This window comes from Agathobaculum ammoniilyticum (assembly GCF_025567315.1).
GTDB lineage: Bacteria > Bacillota > Clostridia > Oscillospirales > Butyricicoccaceae > Agathobaculum > Agathobaculum ammoniilyticum.
Genome location: NZ_JAOQJE010000001.1, coordinates 357,468 through 371,992, shown reverse-complemented (window position 1 = coordinate 371,992; position 14,525 = coordinate 357,468). Strand labels below are relative to the sequence as shown.

15 protein-coding genes, 5 tRNA genes and 1 other RNA gene are annotated in these 14,525 nt (G+C 55.2%); 18 read left to right on the top strand and 3 right to left on the bottom strand.

What is annotated here, in order from left to right:
* Window positions 1-33: 33 nt before the first annotated feature.
* The 16 genes from fba to OCV66_RS01785 all read left to right on the top strand — a co-directional run bounded on the left by fba (window position 34) and on the right by OCV66_RS01785 (window position 10,209).
* Window positions 34-1,002, top strand: a complete 969-nt coding sequence (fba, locus tag OCV66_RS01860) for a class II fructose-1,6-bisphosphate aldolase (protein WP_054326044.1) — start codon at window positions 34-36, stop codon at window positions 1,000-1,002.
* Between the two features lie 181 nt (window positions 1,003-1,183).
* Window positions 1,184-1,480 carry a YerC/YecD family TrpR-related protein gene (locus OCV66_RS01855; RefSeq protein ID WP_054326081.1) on the top strand — a complete coding sequence of 99 codons (297 nt, stop codon included), beginning with the start codon at window positions 1,184-1,186 and terminating at the stop codon, window positions 1,478-1,480.
* Complete coding sequence (locus OCV66_RS01850) at window positions 1,473-2,213, top strand: class I SAM-dependent DNA methyltransferase (protein ID WP_147573713.1); 741 nt, start codon at window positions 1,473-1,475, stop codon at window positions 2,211-2,213. The genes OCV66_RS01855 and OCV66_RS01850 overlap by 8 nt, the downstream gene beginning before the upstream one ends.
* Before the next feature lie 6 nt (window positions 2,214-2,219).
* Window positions 2,220-3,101 (top strand): Hsp33 family molecular chaperone HslO, encoded by an 882-nt coding sequence (gene hslO / locus OCV66_RS01845; protein ID WP_147573712.1) that lies wholly within the window; start codon window positions 2,220-2,222, stop codon window positions 3,099-3,101.
* 84 nt (window positions 3,102-3,185) lie between these two features.
* Window positions 3,186-3,262 (top strand) — tRNA-Asp (locus OCV66_RS01840).
* Between the two features lie 32 nt (window positions 3,263-3,294).
* Window positions 3,295-3,370: transfer RNA gene (locus tag OCV66_RS01835), tRNA-Phe, on the top strand.
* Between the two features lie 7 nt (window positions 3,371-3,377).
* A tRNA-Gly gene (locus tag OCV66_RS01830) sits at window positions 3,378-3,453 on the top strand.
* Between the two features lie 21 nt (window positions 3,454-3,474).
* Window positions 3,475-3,548, top strand: a tRNA-Cys gene (locus OCV66_RS01825).
* Between the two features lie 146 nt (window positions 3,549-3,694).
* Window positions 3,695-4,387: a response regulator transcription factor gene (locus OCV66_RS01820; protein ID WP_107632109.1), complete on the top strand. Its 693-nt coding sequence runs from the start codon at window positions 3,695-3,697 to the stop codon at window positions 4,385-4,387.
* The gene (locus OCV66_RS01815; RefSeq protein WP_147573711.1) at window positions 4,384-6,450 is read left to right on the top strand and encodes a sensor histidine kinase; all 2,067 of its coding nucleotides are present in this window, start codon (window positions 4,384-4,386) and stop codon (window positions 6,448-6,450) included. Before OCV66_RS01820 ends, OCV66_RS01815 begins: the two co-directional genes overlap by 4 nt.
* 294 nt (window positions 6,451-6,744) lie before the next feature.
* The gene (locus OCV66_RS01810) at window positions 6,745-7,122 is read left to right on the top strand and encodes a GntR family transcriptional regulator (protein WP_054326038.1); all 378 of its coding nucleotides are present in this window, start codon (window positions 6,745-6,747) and stop codon (window positions 7,120-7,122) included.
* A complete protein-coding gene (locus tag OCV66_RS01805) occupies window positions 7,119-7,973 on the top strand; it encodes an ABC transporter ATP-binding protein (protein WP_242977799.1) in 855 nt (284 codons plus the stop codon). Before OCV66_RS01810 ends, OCV66_RS01805 begins: the two co-directional genes overlap by 4 nt.
* On the top strand, window positions 7,970-8,632 hold the full coding sequence (locus OCV66_RS01800; RefSeq protein WP_147573710.1) for an ABC-2 transporter permease: 663 nt from the start codon (window positions 7,970-7,972) through the stop codon (window positions 8,630-8,632). Before OCV66_RS01805 ends, OCV66_RS01800 begins: the two co-directional genes overlap by 4 nt.
* Window positions 8,633-8,647: 15 nt before the next feature.
* Window positions 8,648-9,310, top strand: coding sequence for an ABC-2 transporter permease (locus OCV66_RS01795; RefSeq protein WP_054326035.1), 663 nt, complete (start codon window positions 8,648-8,650; stop codon window positions 9,308-9,310).
* 157 nt (window positions 9,311-9,467) lie between these two features.
* Entirely contained in the window at window positions 9,468-9,689 is a 222-nt protein-coding gene (locus OCV66_RS01790; protein ID WP_054326034.1) for a hypothetical protein, read from the top strand.
* A 67-nt stretch (window positions 9,690-9,756) separates the two neighbouring features.
* Window positions 9,757-10,209: a TspO/MBR family protein gene (locus OCV66_RS01785; protein ID WP_054326033.1), complete on the top strand. Its 453-nt coding sequence runs from the start codon at window positions 9,757-9,759 to the stop codon at window positions 10,207-10,209.
* 48 nt (window positions 10,210-10,257) lie between these two features.
* Here the strand turns inward: OCV66_RS01785 and rnpB are convergent.
* Window positions 10,258-10,598, bottom strand: an RNA gene (gene rnpB / locus OCV66_RS01780) — RNase P RNA component class A.
* A 107-nt stretch (window positions 10,599-10,705) separates the two neighbouring features.
* On the opposite strand from rnpB, the gene murD reads away from it, so the two are divergent.
* Entirely contained in the window at window positions 10,706-12,067 is a 1,362-nt protein-coding gene (gene murD, locus OCV66_RS01775) for a UDP-N-acetylmuramoyl-L-alanine--D-glutamate ligase (RefSeq protein ID WP_054326032.1), read from the top strand.
* Window positions 12,068-12,122: 55 nt separating this feature from the next.
* On the opposite strand, the gene OCV66_RS01770 is transcribed toward murD, so the two are convergent.
* Together OCV66_RS01770 and OCV66_RS01765 are read right to left on the bottom strand one after the other, a co-directional pair.
* A complete protein-coding gene (locus tag OCV66_RS01770) occupies window positions 12,123-13,436 on the bottom strand; it encodes an MATE family efflux transporter (RefSeq protein ID WP_054326031.1) in 1,314 nt (437 codons plus the stop codon).
* A 155-nt stretch (window positions 13,437-13,591) separates the two neighbouring features.
* Window positions 13,592-14,209 carry a TetR/AcrR family transcriptional regulator gene (locus tag OCV66_RS01765; RefSeq protein WP_147573709.1) on the bottom strand — a complete coding sequence of 206 codons (618 nt, stop codon included), beginning with the start codon at window positions 14,207-14,209 and terminating at the stop codon, window positions 13,592-13,594.
* A gap of 223 nt (window positions 14,210-14,432) precedes the next feature.
* Between OCV66_RS01765 and OCV66_RS01760 the strand changes: the two genes are divergently transcribed.
* A tRNA-Leu gene (locus tag OCV66_RS01760) sits at window positions 14,433-14,517 on the top strand.
* Window positions 14,518-14,525: the final 8 nt, after the last annotated feature.

Here is a 14,525-nt window from a genome sequence, read left to right as displayed (position 1 = left end):
GGCTAATTTGTTTGTTAGGAAAGGAAGTTTACCATGCCATTAGTTACTACTGCTGAGATGTTTAAGAAGGCCTATGACGGCGGCTACGCTGTCGGCGCTTTCAACGTGAACAACATGGAAATTGTTCAGGGCATCACCGAGGCCTGCCAGGAGCAGAAAGCCCCTGTTGTTCTGCAGGTTTCCAAGGGCGCGCGCGCTTATGCGAACCACACCTACCTCGTCAAGATGGTAGAGGCTGCAGTTATTGAGTGTCCGGATGTCCCGATCGCGCTGCATCTTGATCATGGTCCGGACTTTGAGACCTGCAAGGCCTGCATCGACGGCGGCTTTACCTCAGTTATGATCGACGCCAGCAGCAAGCCGTTTGATGAGAACGTTGAGATCACCAAAAAGGTCGTTGAGTATGCGCATGCGCACGGCGTTGTCGTAGAGGCTGAGCTGGGAACGCTGGCCGGCGTTGAGGACGACGTTAAGGTGTCCGCGGAGGATTCCTCCTACACCCATCCGGAAGAGGTTGAGGAGTTCGTCACCCGCACTGGATGCGACTCGCTGGCAATTGCGATCGGCACCAGCCACGGCGCTTATAAGTTCACGCCCGACCAGTGTACCCGCAACGAGCAGGGCATTCTGGTTCCGCCTCCGCTGCGCTTCGACGTTCTGGAAGAGGTATCTAAGCGCCTGCCGGGCTTCCCGATCGTACTCCACGGTTCCTCCTCGGTTCCGCAGGATTTCGTCCAGATGATCAACGCGCATGGCGGCAAGATGCCGGATGCGATCGGTATTCCGGAAGAGGAACTGCGCCATGCCGCACAGCTTTCCGTCTGCAAGATCAATATCGATTCTGATATCCGTCTGGCGATTACCGCTACCATTCGCGAGTACTTTGACGCGCATCCGGATCACTTCGATCCCCGCCAGTACCTCAAGCCTGCGCGCCAGGCTGTCAAGGACATGGTCACCCACAAGCTGATCAACGTTCTGGGCTGCAACGGCAAGGCGTAAGCTGTAAATTGCAATAAGAACAGGCCGTATCCGTCAAGGATGCGGCCTGTTTTTCTCTTGAGGCAGCCTGTGCAGCGGTCAGGAGGGGCGGTTCGCTTTTTTCATACTTTACACTATGAAAGCGCTGTGCTATAATAAATACATCATAATGAGAAAGATTTTTCGAAAGGAGGAAATGGGGTTGAACCGGAAATTGAAAGACGAGGATATGGATATCCTTTTTCGAGGGATTTTGAAGCTCAAAACGGTAGAGGAATGCTACGACTTCTTTGAGGACCTGTGTACGATCGCTGAATTGCGCGCGATGGTGCAGCGCTTCCAGGTGGCGCGCATGCTGGATGAGGGGCGCATTTACAGCGACATTGTGCAGGAAACCGGCGCATCCACGGCGACGATTAGCCGCGTCAATAAATGCCTGGTGTATGGCTCGGATGGCTACCGCAGAATGCTGGACCGCCTGAAAGAAGACCATGAATAGTTATCAAACCCTGTCGGCATACTACGACCGGTTTACCGATGACGTGGGCTATGCGCGCTGGGCGGATTTTTTTGAGCGCCTGTTCGCGCGCGAAGGGATGCAGCCGAAGCTGGTGCTCGACCTGGCCTGCGGCACGGGAAGCCTGACCGGCATACTCGCCCAGCGCGGCTATGAGATGATCGGGGTGGATGCGTCGCCCGATATGCTGATGCAGGCCATGCAGAATACGATGAACTGCGATCCCAGGCCGCTGTTTCTCAATCAACGGATGGAGGCGCTCGACCTGTATGGTACGGTGGACGTATGCCTGTGCTGCTTGGACAGCGTTAATTATGTGACCGAGCCGGAAACATTACAGCAGGCGTTCGATCGGGTGCATCTTTTTCTCGAGCCGGGGAGCGGCCTTTTTGTGTTCGATATCAATACACCGGAAAAGTTCGCGCGCATGGACGGAAATTGCTATGTGCGGGAGGACGAGGATGTGTTCTGCGCATGGCAGGCCGCGGTGGAGGACGGATTGTGCGCCTATCAGTTCGATATCTTCGAGCGCAGCGGGGAAAACTGGACACGTGCGCAGGAAACGCATGAGGAGCGAATCTATACGGCTGAAATGCTGACCGCGATGCTGGAACGAGCCGGTTTCAGCGAAATCAAAATCTATGGGGATCAGGAATTTGCGCCGGTTCGTGGCGGCGAAGACCGGATTTATTTTACAGCACGAAAGAGAGATTAAAAATTTATGAGCGATTTATTACTCCGCGCGCTTGCCCGCGACGCAGGCATTCAAATTTCCGCAGCCAGAACGACCGGTCTGGTCGAACGCGCGCGGCAGATTCACAGCGCAACGCCGCTGGCGACCGCCGCGCTTGGGCGCACGCTGACTGCGACTGCGATCATGGGCAGCCAGCTTAAGACGCCGGACGGCTCCGTGACCGTACAGGTCAAGGGAAACGGCCCGCTGGGCGCGATCGTCTGTGTGGGCGATGCGGATGGGTATGTGCGCGGCTACCTGCAGGACCCGTCGGCCGACCTGCCGCTGCGGGCGGATGGCAAACTGGATGTGGGCGGCGGCGTGGGTCGCGGCTACCTGATGGTTATTAAAGATATTGGACTGAAGGATCCGGTTACAGGGACAGTCGCGCTGGTAAACGGCGAGATAGCCGAGGATCTGACGCGTTATTTCGCGGAGAGTGAGCAGATTCCTTCCGCTTGCGCGCTGGGCGTGCTGGTGGATACCGACCGGACAGTAAAGTGTGCGGGCGGCTGGCTGGTGCAGCTAATGCCGGGCGTGCAGGACAAGGATATCGACCGGCTGGAGGCCAACCTTGCCAAGCTCCAGCCCATGACTGCCATGCTCGAACAGGGGATGACCCTGGAGGAGATTATACAGGCGGTACTCGATGGGTTTGATGTGGATTTTTTGCAGACCGATGAGATCGGCTACCGCTGTGCCTGTAGCAGGGAAAAGGTCGAGCGTGCGCTGATCAGCATGGGGAAAAAGGAACTGTCTCAAATGGCGGCGGAGCAGGAAAAAAGCGAAGTGACCTGCCAGTTCTGCGATAAGATATATACCTTCAGCCGCGGGGAATTGCAGCAGCTTTTGGCGCACGCGGAAAAATGAAAAAATAGCAAAAAAACTGTTGACATTTTGCGTAATCTTCGATATAATAAATCTCGCCGCTGGTGAGTACGGCGGCGGCGATCCGGCCCGGTAGCTCAGTTGGTTAGAGCGCCAGCCTGTCACGCTGGAGGCCGTGGGTTCAAGTCCCATCCGGGTCGCCATTTCTTTGGTCGGAATCGGCTGAAGAAGATTTGCCTCTGTAGCTCAGTCGGTAGAGCAGGGGACTGAAAATCCCCGTGTCGGTGGTTCGATTCCGCCCGGAGGCACCATTTATATGCGGCTGTAGCTCATCTGGTAGAGCGCCACCTTGCCAAGGTGGAGGTAGCGAGTTCGAGCCTCGTCAGCCGCTCCATTACAATCCTTATACTGGAATGGTACCATAGCCAAGCGGTAAGGCGTGGGACTGCAACTCCCTGATCCCCAGTTCGATTCTGGGTGGTACCTCCAACTGAAAGAAGAGACGCCTTGGGGCGTCTCTTTTTTTGTATCCGGAAGAAAGCAAAATCTTAATAAAATCTCAAGAATTTTATAACGGAAATCAACAGAAAGCTCTGATAAGATAAAACGCAGAGGAGGGGGAAAGCATGGAGCAATTGAAAATACTGGTGGTGGACGACGATAGGGAGATCGTGGACAGTATCGGGATATTTCTGAAAGCAGAAGGCTATGCGGTGGAAAAGGCATATAACGGCTTGGAAGCGCTCGATATCCTGATGAGCCGCACGGTGCATCTGCTGCTGCTTGACATTATGATGCCGGAAATGGATGGGATCAAGACGCTGCTCAAGGTGCGGGAGAGCAAAAATATACCAATCATTTTAATATCCGCAAAAAGTGAGGACGCGGACAAGATACTTGGCCTCACGGCGGGCGCGGACGATTATATCACAAAACCGTTCAATCCTTCCGAGATGGTTGCCCGCGTAAAAAGCCAGCTTCGGCGGTACACCCAGCTGGGCGCGATGCAGGTAACGGAAAAGCAGATTGCGATTCGCGGCTTGGTGCTGGATATCGAGAGCAAGATTGTGACGGTAGATGGGGAAAGCGTCCGGCTCACGCCGCTGGAATATAAAATACTGGAGCTGCTCTGCCGCCACCCGGGCAAGGTGTTCTCAACCGAGGAAATATACCGGCAAGTGTGGAACGACGAGATCGTGTCGGACAATGCAATTGCGGTACACATCCGTCATATTAGGGAAAAAATCGAGATCAACCCGAAAGAGCCGCGATACCTCAAGGTTGTATGGGGCGTGGGCTATAAGATAGAGAGGAGCGAAGGAGCATGACGGTGAAAAAGATATTCCGCAGCACAGCGGCAAAGCTGGTCGCGTTTCTGGTTGTTGTTGGCTGCGTGGCGGGCGCGGTCACGCAGGCCGAATATGGGATAATGAATATGCTTCGCTGGTCGAACGACAGCGAGCTGGTATACCGGCTGGAAGACCGGTTTGAGGATTCCCAATTGGTGAATGGTTTGGTCAGTACCACGGTAGCGGATTTAGACTACGCGCTGCACGAGGGGCTGGATCAGGAGACTTTCGACCGGCGGTTCAGTGGGGCGAATTTTATCGGCGACTATTATGGACGCATGGGCGACCGTGTACTGAAAAACAGCGATTTAACGGAGGAAGAGGCCGCGTCGTCCCTGTTTTTTGCCGTGGCGCAGGCGGACGGTACCTTGTATTTTAGTGGGGATTACATGTTTATGCCATTGCAGTATTCCTATGTCGATCCGTCGTCGGGAGTATACAGGGAAGAGGATGTGCCGGAAAACAGCGTGATCTATGTGCGCATCACAGAAGAACAGGCCGCGGAATATGCGGCGCAATGGTCGGCGCAGCGCGGCGCGTTGATGGGGATACTGCGTAACCTGGTCGTTTTGTGCCTGCTGGCGGTGATCGCGTATATCTGTCTGCTGTTTGTTACCGGACGCACAGGGGAGGACGAAGCTGTCCATCTGGTCACCATTGACCGCCTTTTTATCGAGCTTAATTTGCTGCTGCTGTTTGGACTGCCGATCGCGGCAGGGGCGTTCAATATCTATGTGATATTTGAAGGGATGCAGCAAAGGGACATGGGCGGCATGTGGTGGTTCCTGCTGCCGAGCATCATTTTGTTTATCGGCGCGTTCGCGCTGGCAGTCGAGCTGTCGCTTTCTCTGGTGCGGAATTTGAAAAACCGGAGCTTTGTACAGCACTCGTTCATTCTTAGGGCCTGCCGCTGGTGCTGGAGGACGGTTAAACGGCTCTGGTTCTGGCTGGCCGACCTGCTGCGCCGCGGCTGGCATGCCATTGGCCGCGGCGGGAACAGCGTATGGAGAAAAATCCTGAAAAATTACAAGACCCGCAATGTACTGCTGATATTTTTGGGATATTCGGTCATACTTTCCCTTCTGGCGATGATGTTCGGCCTGATGATAGATTACGGTGAGGGCGTTTTGGTCTTTATCCTCGGCGTGGTCTGGTTTGCGGCGGCGGCATGGTTCCTGCTCAGCCGTATCAATGGCTTTGAATGTGTTGTGGAAGCGTTGCGGCGTCTGCGCGGCGGCGAATTGGAATATAAGTTGGAAAACATGCCGGCCGGCGTCTTCTCCGAGATGGCGGAGGATATCAACTCCCTGGGCGACGGGATGCAGACCGCGCTGCAGAACGAGATCCGCGCGGAACGGATGAAGAGCGAGCTGATTACGAATGTCAGCCATGACCTGAAAACCCCGCTCACCTCTATCCTGAATTACGCCGACCTGCTGTGTCAGGAGCATTTGACGCCGGAGGAAGCAAACGACTATGCAAAAATCATCCATCAGAAGGGGCTGCGGCTCAAAAACCTGACGAGCGACCTGTTCGATATCTCCAAGGTACAGTCAGGCGCGGAACAGATGGAGTGCGAACGGCTGGACGCCTGCACGCTCGTCCGGCAGGCGCTTGGCGAACAGGACCAGTCGATCGTGGGAGGCAAACTGACGCTCAAGGTGGATATACCGGAGCATGAGGTGCCGGTCTGGGCGGATGGCAAAAAAATGTCCCGTGTGCTGGAAAACCTGATCGGGAACTGCGTGAAATACGCGTTGGCAGGTACGCGCGTCTTCGTTTCGGTTTACGAACGGGAGGAAACCGCAGTGATTGAAATCAAAAACACCGCAAACTATGCGATGGATTTTGACGCGAGCGAAATCACGGAGCGGTTTGTCCGCGGCGACGAAGCGCGCTCGACTGAAGGGAGCGGCCTGGGGCTTGCGATTGCGAAAAGCTATGTGGAGGCCTGCGGCGGCACGCTGTCAGTCGATGTGGACGGGGATTTGTTTAAGGTCCGCATTCAATTCCCGCTCTATGCTTTACGCGGAGGAAAATAAGAAAGAGAAAAGGCAGCCGGTTTCCGGCTGCCTTTTCCTGTAAAAAGTAAAAAAGAAAGGTAAAAGGAGATAGCAAATTGTAAAAAATGTAAGTTGTCCGGTAACGCGGACGTAATGCCTGTATCGTTTGAAATCGGGACAATCCTGTCCGCGTTAAATAGTATAACGTGCTTTTTGCACAAACACAAGAAAAAGATTTCGTCATTTCAAACAAAAAATATTTTGAAGAACCCTCTTGACATGGCGTGACTATTGTATATAATGGATATATACAAAATGGGAGGAGAGGATGGAATGGAGATAATCCTGTCCAATATGGATGGAACGCCGATTTATGAGCAGATCGTACGGCAGATCAAGGCCAAGATCGTCGGCGGGGAGCTGACTGCGGGGGAGGCTTTGCCCTCCATGCGCCTGCTGGCAAAGGAGCTGCGCATCAGCGTGATCACAACCAAGCGCGCCTATGAGGAATTGGAGCGGGAGGGTTTTATCATTACCCAGACCGGCCGCGGCAGCTTTGTCGCGCCGTGCAATACCGAGTTGCTGCGCGAGGAGCAGCTCCGCGTGGTGGAGGAACACCTGATAGCGGCGGTGCGCGCCGCCCATCTGGGCAATCTGGATAAGGCGGAGTTCCTGGGGATCGCGGAAACATTGTTTGAGGAGGAAACATGATGGAAAACGCATTGGAGATAAATGGGCTGTACAAGCATTATGATGGGTTTGCCCTGCAGGACGTGAGCTTTATGCTTCCGCGCGGCGTTGTGATGGGCTTCATCGGGGAAAACGGCGCGGGTAAGACCACCACGATCAAAGCGGTGCTCAACCTGATCCGGCGGGACGCGGGTGCGATCAAGGTGCTGGGGCTGGACAATATAGCAGAAGAGCGCGCGGTGAAGGAGCGTATCGGCGTGGTGCTCGAGGACGGCTGCTTCCTGAACACGCTGACCGCCCGGCATGTGGATGTGCTGATGGGCAAGGCCTATCAAAGCTGGCAGTCCGAGCAGTTCTTCCGCTTTATGGAACGCTTTGGGATCGACCGTAATAAAAAGATCAAGGATTATTCCAAGGGGATGCGGATGAAGGTTTCCATCGCGGCGGCGCTGTCGCACGGAGCGGAATTGCTGATTATGGACGAACCGACCAGCGGACTGGACCCTGTGGTGCGCGACGAGGTGCTCGACCTGTTCTACGATTTTATGCAGGAGGACAGCCACGCGATTTTGCTGTCCAGCCATATCACGAGCGATCTGGATAAGATCGCGGATCATATCACTTTTATCCATCAGGGGCGCGTTCTGCTGAGCGAGCCGCGTGACGAGCTGCTGGATACTTTCGGCGTGCTGCGCTGCACGGCGGAGCAGCTTTCCGCGCTGGAGCCGTCGGCCATGCGTGCGAAAAGGATTGGGGCGTTTGGCTGCGAGGCGCTGGTGCGCAGGGATAGTGTGCCGGCAAACTGGCCGGTCGAGGCCGCCAATATCGAGCAGATTATGCTGTTCCTGACCAGAGGGGAGGAGCAGCGATGAAAGCGATGCTGTATGCGGACTGGATGAACTTCCGGCAGTCTATCCGCTCGATTCTGTTCGTCTTGGTGGTGTTTGCCGCGACCGCGCTGGTGTGGAACAAGCTGATGTTTTTCAACTTTATCGTAGTGATGCTCAGCATCATGATACCGACGACGCTGTTCGCCGCAGATCAGGCGTATGGATGGAACCGCCTGAGCCTGTCGCTGCCCATCCTGCGGCGCGATGTGGTCGGCAGCAAATTTTTGATCGGCGTGCTGATCAACTTGGCACTGCTGGGGATCGGTTCGGCGCTGGCGTCGGCATACTGCGTGTTTTATGACTCGTCAACCAGTCTAGCCGAGGTTTTGGCGGGCTTGCTCGTGTGCGAGGCGGTATCCCTGCTCCTGATGGGGGTGCTGATGGCGGTCACCTTTCGGTTTGGCATCGAAAAAGGCCGGTATATCGTTATGGCGTGCGTCTGGGTGCCGGTGTTGGGGATGTTTGTACTCGAAAAGCTGCCCGGCTTTGGCGAGGTGTTCGAGGCGGCCGCCCGATGGCTGGATGCGGCGGAAGAAGCGCGGCTCGGCCTGCTGATTACGGCGGCGGTAACGGTCGGCGTCGCCGTATACCTTATCTGCTATCTGATCAGCCTGAAAATCTATCAAAGGACTGAGCTGTAAAGGAGAGAGCGCTCGATGAAAGCGATATTATATGCGGACTGGATGAATTTTCGCCTTTCCATCAAGTCTATGCTGCTTGCGCCGGTGATTTTTCTGGTATGGGCGGTCATAGCCGAGCAGCCGATCTTTTTCTTTTCCATGCTTGTCGTTATGGGGTATATGTTCCCCAGTACAGCTTTTTCGGCGGAGCAGTCCGCCGGCTGGGACCGTCTGAGCCTGTCGCTGCCCATCCTGCGGCACGAGGTGGTGGCAAGCCGTTTTTTGCTGGCGCTGGCCGTCAATCTGACGCTGTTTGCGTGCAGTCTGGTATTTGCCACGTTTTACTGTCTGGCGCATGGGCAGCCGCAGGCGTTGATGGAAAATTATGTGTCCGTGCTGGCCTGTGAAGCGGTCGCGGTTATTATGATCGGTGTGGAGATGGCGGTAGCGTTTAAATGGGGCATCCAAAAGGCGGGGTATATCATGCTGGCTGCATTTTTTCTTCCGCTGGCGCTGGTGTTTGCCGCAGTAAGCCTGGAAATCCGGATACCGTTGCTGGCGGCAGCGGGACGCTGGCTTGCCGGAGTGGATGAAAGGCGCTTTGTCTTTTTGCTGTTGGGCTGTCTGGCGGTCGCGCTGATGGTATACCTGTTGTGTTATCGGGTCAGCGTGCGGCTTTACCGGAAAAAGGAGCTTTGAAATGAAGTTTTGCGAATACTGTGGAAAAGCCTGCGACACGGATGCGGAAACCTGTCCGGTTGCGGAGTACGAGGAGGATAGGAAGGTTACGGACGACGCGCTGTAGGTAACGAAAATGCTGCTGCTTGGCCTGCTCTGAGGGAAGGAGGGAACCGGTATGAAAAACGGCGCAAAATGCCCGAAGTGCGGCGGGACCCACAGCATCCGCATCTCTGATAATCCGTACCGCTATGCCAGCGGAAACAATATTTACACGACAAGGGCGACGCTGCTCGGCAAGGTACCGGTGATCCGCTATGTCTGCTATGACTGCGGCTATGTTGAGAACTGGGTGGAAAAACCGGAGGAGCGGGAAAAACTGCGGCGCACCTTTGGATAGAGAAAAATACATAAACGCCGGAAAAGCTCCATACCCTGAAACAGCAGGGGAAAGGAGCTGATGCAAATTGCTGGTTGCCAGTATTTTGCTGCCGCTTGCGGTCGGCGGGCTGTCCGCATGGCTCACCATGGGCAGCATGGACCAGTATGGGGCTTTGATACAGCCGCCGCTTGCGCCGCCGGCATGGGTGTTTCCAGCGGTATGGACGGTGCTATATATTCTGATGGGGGTCGCGTGCTGGTTGGTCTGGAAATCGGACGCGGCGCGTCAGGACAAGAAGCGCGCGCTGACACTGTACGGTGGACAGCTTGCGGTAAATTTTGTCTGGCCGTTACTCTTCTTTGGCCGCGGCTGGTATGGGGTGTCGTTCCTGTGGCTGCTGCTTCTGCTTGCGCTGGTACTGGCTGCCGTGGCGGCGTTTGGCAGGATACGGAAGTTGGCGGCATGGCTGCTCGCACCCTACATCCTGTGGCTGTTGTTTGCCGGATATCTGAATTGCGCCATCTGGCTGCTGAACTGATAGGGAAGAAAAGGAAAAAGCGCTCCGTATGGAGCGCTTTTTTGACGTGTCATGACTGGTGCTGTAAGCCGGGTTCTGTATTGGACGGTCATCTATCTGGGACGCGCGTCGCCGCGCGCCTCAAGCCGCCAGTCGGGACGGACGGGCCGCCCATAGTCCCTGTCGGCGTTGCTGCGGATAGAGTTTACAGGCCCCCCATGTTGCCATGGGGCGCGGTGAGCCCTTACCTCGCCTTTCCACCCTTACCGAGTCTTCATTACGGAGACGCGGCGGTATTTCTCTGTTGCACTATTCCTGGGGTCGCCCCCGGCGGACGTTATCCGTTATCCTTGCCCTGCGCAGCCCGGACTTTCCTCATGCATAACGCACGCGACCGTCTGCACCAGTCACGGTATCCAGTATACCCCAAAAAAGCGTTCCCGTCAAACCTGTACTTGCAAAATTGGATGAAATCGGTTATACTGTACATCGAGAAAAAGGCGGTGGACGCATTATTATGACAGCTTTGGAACAATATCTCGGCGGCCTGTCGGATAAACGGGTCGGCGTAATCGGCGCGGGCGTTAGCAATATGCCGCTCATCCGCATGTTGCGCGCGGCGGGAGTCTGTGTGACGGTACATGATAAAAAGACCCCGACAGAGCTTGGCGACGGCTATGCAACGCTGGCGACGCTGGGCGTGGACTTCGTGCTGGGCGAGCATTACCTGGAAGCGCTGGACGAGGACGTGATCTTCCGCACGCCGGGCGTGCATCCGCGTTTTCTGGAAAATGCGCGGCAGAATGGCTCGGAGATCACAAGCGAAATGGAGCTTTTCTTCGCGGTCTGCCCGTGTCCGATCATCGGTATCACAGGCTCGGACGGCAAAACGACCACGACAACATTGGTGAGCGAAATGTTAAAGCATGCGGGCTACACCGTGCATCTGGGCGGCAACATCGGCACACCGCTGTTGCCGCGCGTAAATGAGATGCAGGAAAGGGATCTTGCTGTTGTCGAGCTTTCGTCGTTCCAGCTCATGGGGATGCGGCATTCGCCGCACATTGCGGCGATTACCAATCTGACGCCCAACCACCTGGATTACCACAAGGATTTTGACGAGTATGTGCAGGCGAAAACGGCTATTTACCTTAACCAGAAAGCGGATGACCGTTTGGTGCTCAATCTGGATGACGAGGTTACCCGTTCGCTGCACGCTTCCGGCAACCTGTTCTGCACCAGCAAAACGCAGGAGCTTGCGAACGGTGTGTTTCTGAAAGATGATATGCTGTATATTTCGGAGGACGGTACGCGCCGTGCGCTGATGTCGGCGGCGGATATCCGTATTCCCGGCGCGCACAACGTATACAACATGATGATGGCTGCGGCCGTTGTGCAGGGGTATGTGCCGGACGACGATATCCGCGCGGTTGCGACGACCTTTGGCGGGGTGGAGCACCGGATCGAATTCGTGCGGGAAAAGGACGGCGTCAAATATTATAACGATTCGATTGCTTCCAGCCCAACGCGCACGATCGCTGGCCTGGAATCCTTTCAGCAGAAAGTGATCCTGATTGCGGGCGGCTATGATAAACACATCCCTTATGATGTGCTGGGCGGGCCGATCTGCACCCATGTCAAGACCCTGATCCTGACCGGCGCGACCGCACCAAAGATACGCGACTGCGTGCTGGCGGCCGAAGGGGAACACCCGCCGATCATTGAGGTTCCGGACCTCGAAACCGCCGTGCGCGAAGCACAGGCGCAGGCGCAGTCGGGCGATATGGTCATCATGAGTCCAGCCAGCGCGTCATTTGACCGGTTCAAAAATTTTATGGAGCGCGGCAAGCTGTTCAAATCACTGGTGGAAGCGCTTTAAAACCGTATGTGAGCAAAATGAAAAGACAGCCTCCGGATAACCGGAGGCTGTCTTTTTACGCAGTGCGACGGAACGCTTTCGCAGCGCATACGGCGGTGAACAGGAAAGTGAACAGCTCGGTTGCCGGAAAGGCGACCCAAACGCCCGTGATACCGAACCATGCGGTCAAAAGGAAGAGGAACGGCACAATTGCAATTACGCCGCGGAGCATGGAGAGCAGGAATCCCTGTGCGGAACGCCCTGACGCGCTGAAAAAGATAGAAGAGACGATATTGCAGCCGGCGAACCAAAAGCCGCAGAAATAGATGCGCAGTCCGGTGACCGCGTAGCCGGCGAGGACCGCGTTGTTTTCGCTGTTGAACACTGCGGTAATGGGGGCGGCAAATACGAAAACCAGCACATAAAGCAGCGTGGCAATCGCGAGCGATGACGTGATGCCGTACCGGTAGAAACGGCGAAGCGCGCCGTGGTCGTTCAGGCCGCTGCTGTGGCTGACAAGGGGCTGCATGCCGGTCGACAGGCCTTGAAAGATCGCGATGGCCACCAGAGCCAGATTGGCGACGATACCGTATGCCGCAACGCCGGTATTGCCGGAAATCCGCAGCAGGACGAAATTGAATAAAAACAGCACGACGGCGGAGGAAAGCTCCCCGACGAAAGAAGAGATGCCGGACGCGCAGATCGAAGCGAGCAGGCGGCCCTGCGGCCGCACTCGGCACAGATGAAAGCCGCGGACAGGGCTGCGCAGATGGCCGGAAAGGATCAGCAGACTGATAATTGGGGAAAGCCCAGTGGCGAAAGCCGCGCCAAACATGCCCCAGTCGCAGGGGAAAATGAATACATAGTCCAAAACAACATTGGACAAGCTGCCGACTATCATACCGCACATAGCGCGCCCAGGCGCGCCGTCATTGCGGACAAAGGCAAGTAATACATTGTTCATCACAAAAAAAGGCGCGAAACTGAGCAGGGTGCGCAGATAAACGCTGGTCAGGGGAAAGGTGTCGGCATCTGCGCCTAAAAGACGAGAAACCGGTGCCGCGCCAGCCAGCCCGATCAGCATAAAAAGCAAGCCTACTGCAAGGCCGAGTCCGACGGCATGCGTAAACGCGCGATCCGCGGATATGTTGTCGCATTGGGCGCAGCTGACGGTATAGCGGGTCGCGCCACCGACACCAATCATCAACCCCAGGCCGTTGAGTAGATTGTAGGCGGGGATAGCGATGTTGAGAGCGGCAAGCCCGTTCGCGCCCATCCCGCAGGAGACGAAAAAGGTATCCGCAAGGATATAGCAGGAAAGCCCCAGCATGCCAAGCACGTTCAGTGAGGCGTAGCGCCCGAAGGAGCGTAGATCAGCAGTATGTTCCATTTTGATGTTCTCCTTTAACCAATAAAAAACGCCAGCGCTTTCTATCTTCTAAGGCCTACGATAGAAAGTCTGGCGCAGCAATTTTTATCCGGCGATAAAAACGCGAGCATATTTGGTTTGCAGCTTTTTTAATATAGCACCCTGCGAAAAGCTTGTCAAGATAAATTGAGAACCCCAGCGCCAGGGCGAAGGAAAAGCGGTGAAATACCGCTCATGCCATGCGTAATCAGCGTATGGAGCAGTTCCACGGTTTGCTCGGCTGTCATATCAGGCGCGTCGCCGCGCAACCAAGATGACAGCAGGGATATGACGCCGGGGAGAGTATAGGAATAAATCAAAAACTTATAGCTGCGGGAGCTCTCCGGCATGAGCAAGTCCCATCCCTGCTGGAAAGCGTTGAAGAGCAACTGCTGCAGGCGGCGGATAAAGCGGGGATCACCCTGCTCGCCGGTAAGCGCATACAACAGCTTGGGAATGCGCGGTGTTTGCTGTAGAAGCTTTAGAAAGGCTACCAGCTCCTCGAACACATGCTCATGAGGCGCACGGGAAAACTCCTGCTCGATATGGTCGATGATATTATTTTCAATTTCGACCAGAAGCGCATCGACATCCCGATAGTGAAGGTAGAACGTGCTGCGGTTGATATCGGCCCGCGCGCAGATATCGGTCACGGTGATATCGGATAACGGCTGTTCGGTAATCAAATCAATAAAGGCGTCGCGCAGCGCGTTGCGCGTATAGAGCACACGGCGGCTGACTTTCTTTTCTGGCATGATGCGGTTCCTCCTGACTGTTGCTATTCTATCAGGATGAATAGGAAAAGTCAACGCTGTGTTGAAAAGAAGACGTAGCGTGGATGAAATTTAACGGATTTTTAGCAGACAGAATTCTTTGTTGTCTGGGAAAATTTTTGAAAAAAGCTGTTGACAAACTTCGTTCTATTCGATATAATACATATTGTCGCTGACAGTGAGGCGACTCGATGAGAAAGCAAATGCGAGTGTGCTGGAACTGGTAGACAGGCACGTTTGAGGGGCGTGTGTCAATCGACGTACGGGTTCAAGTCCCGTCACTCGCACCACTCTCTCA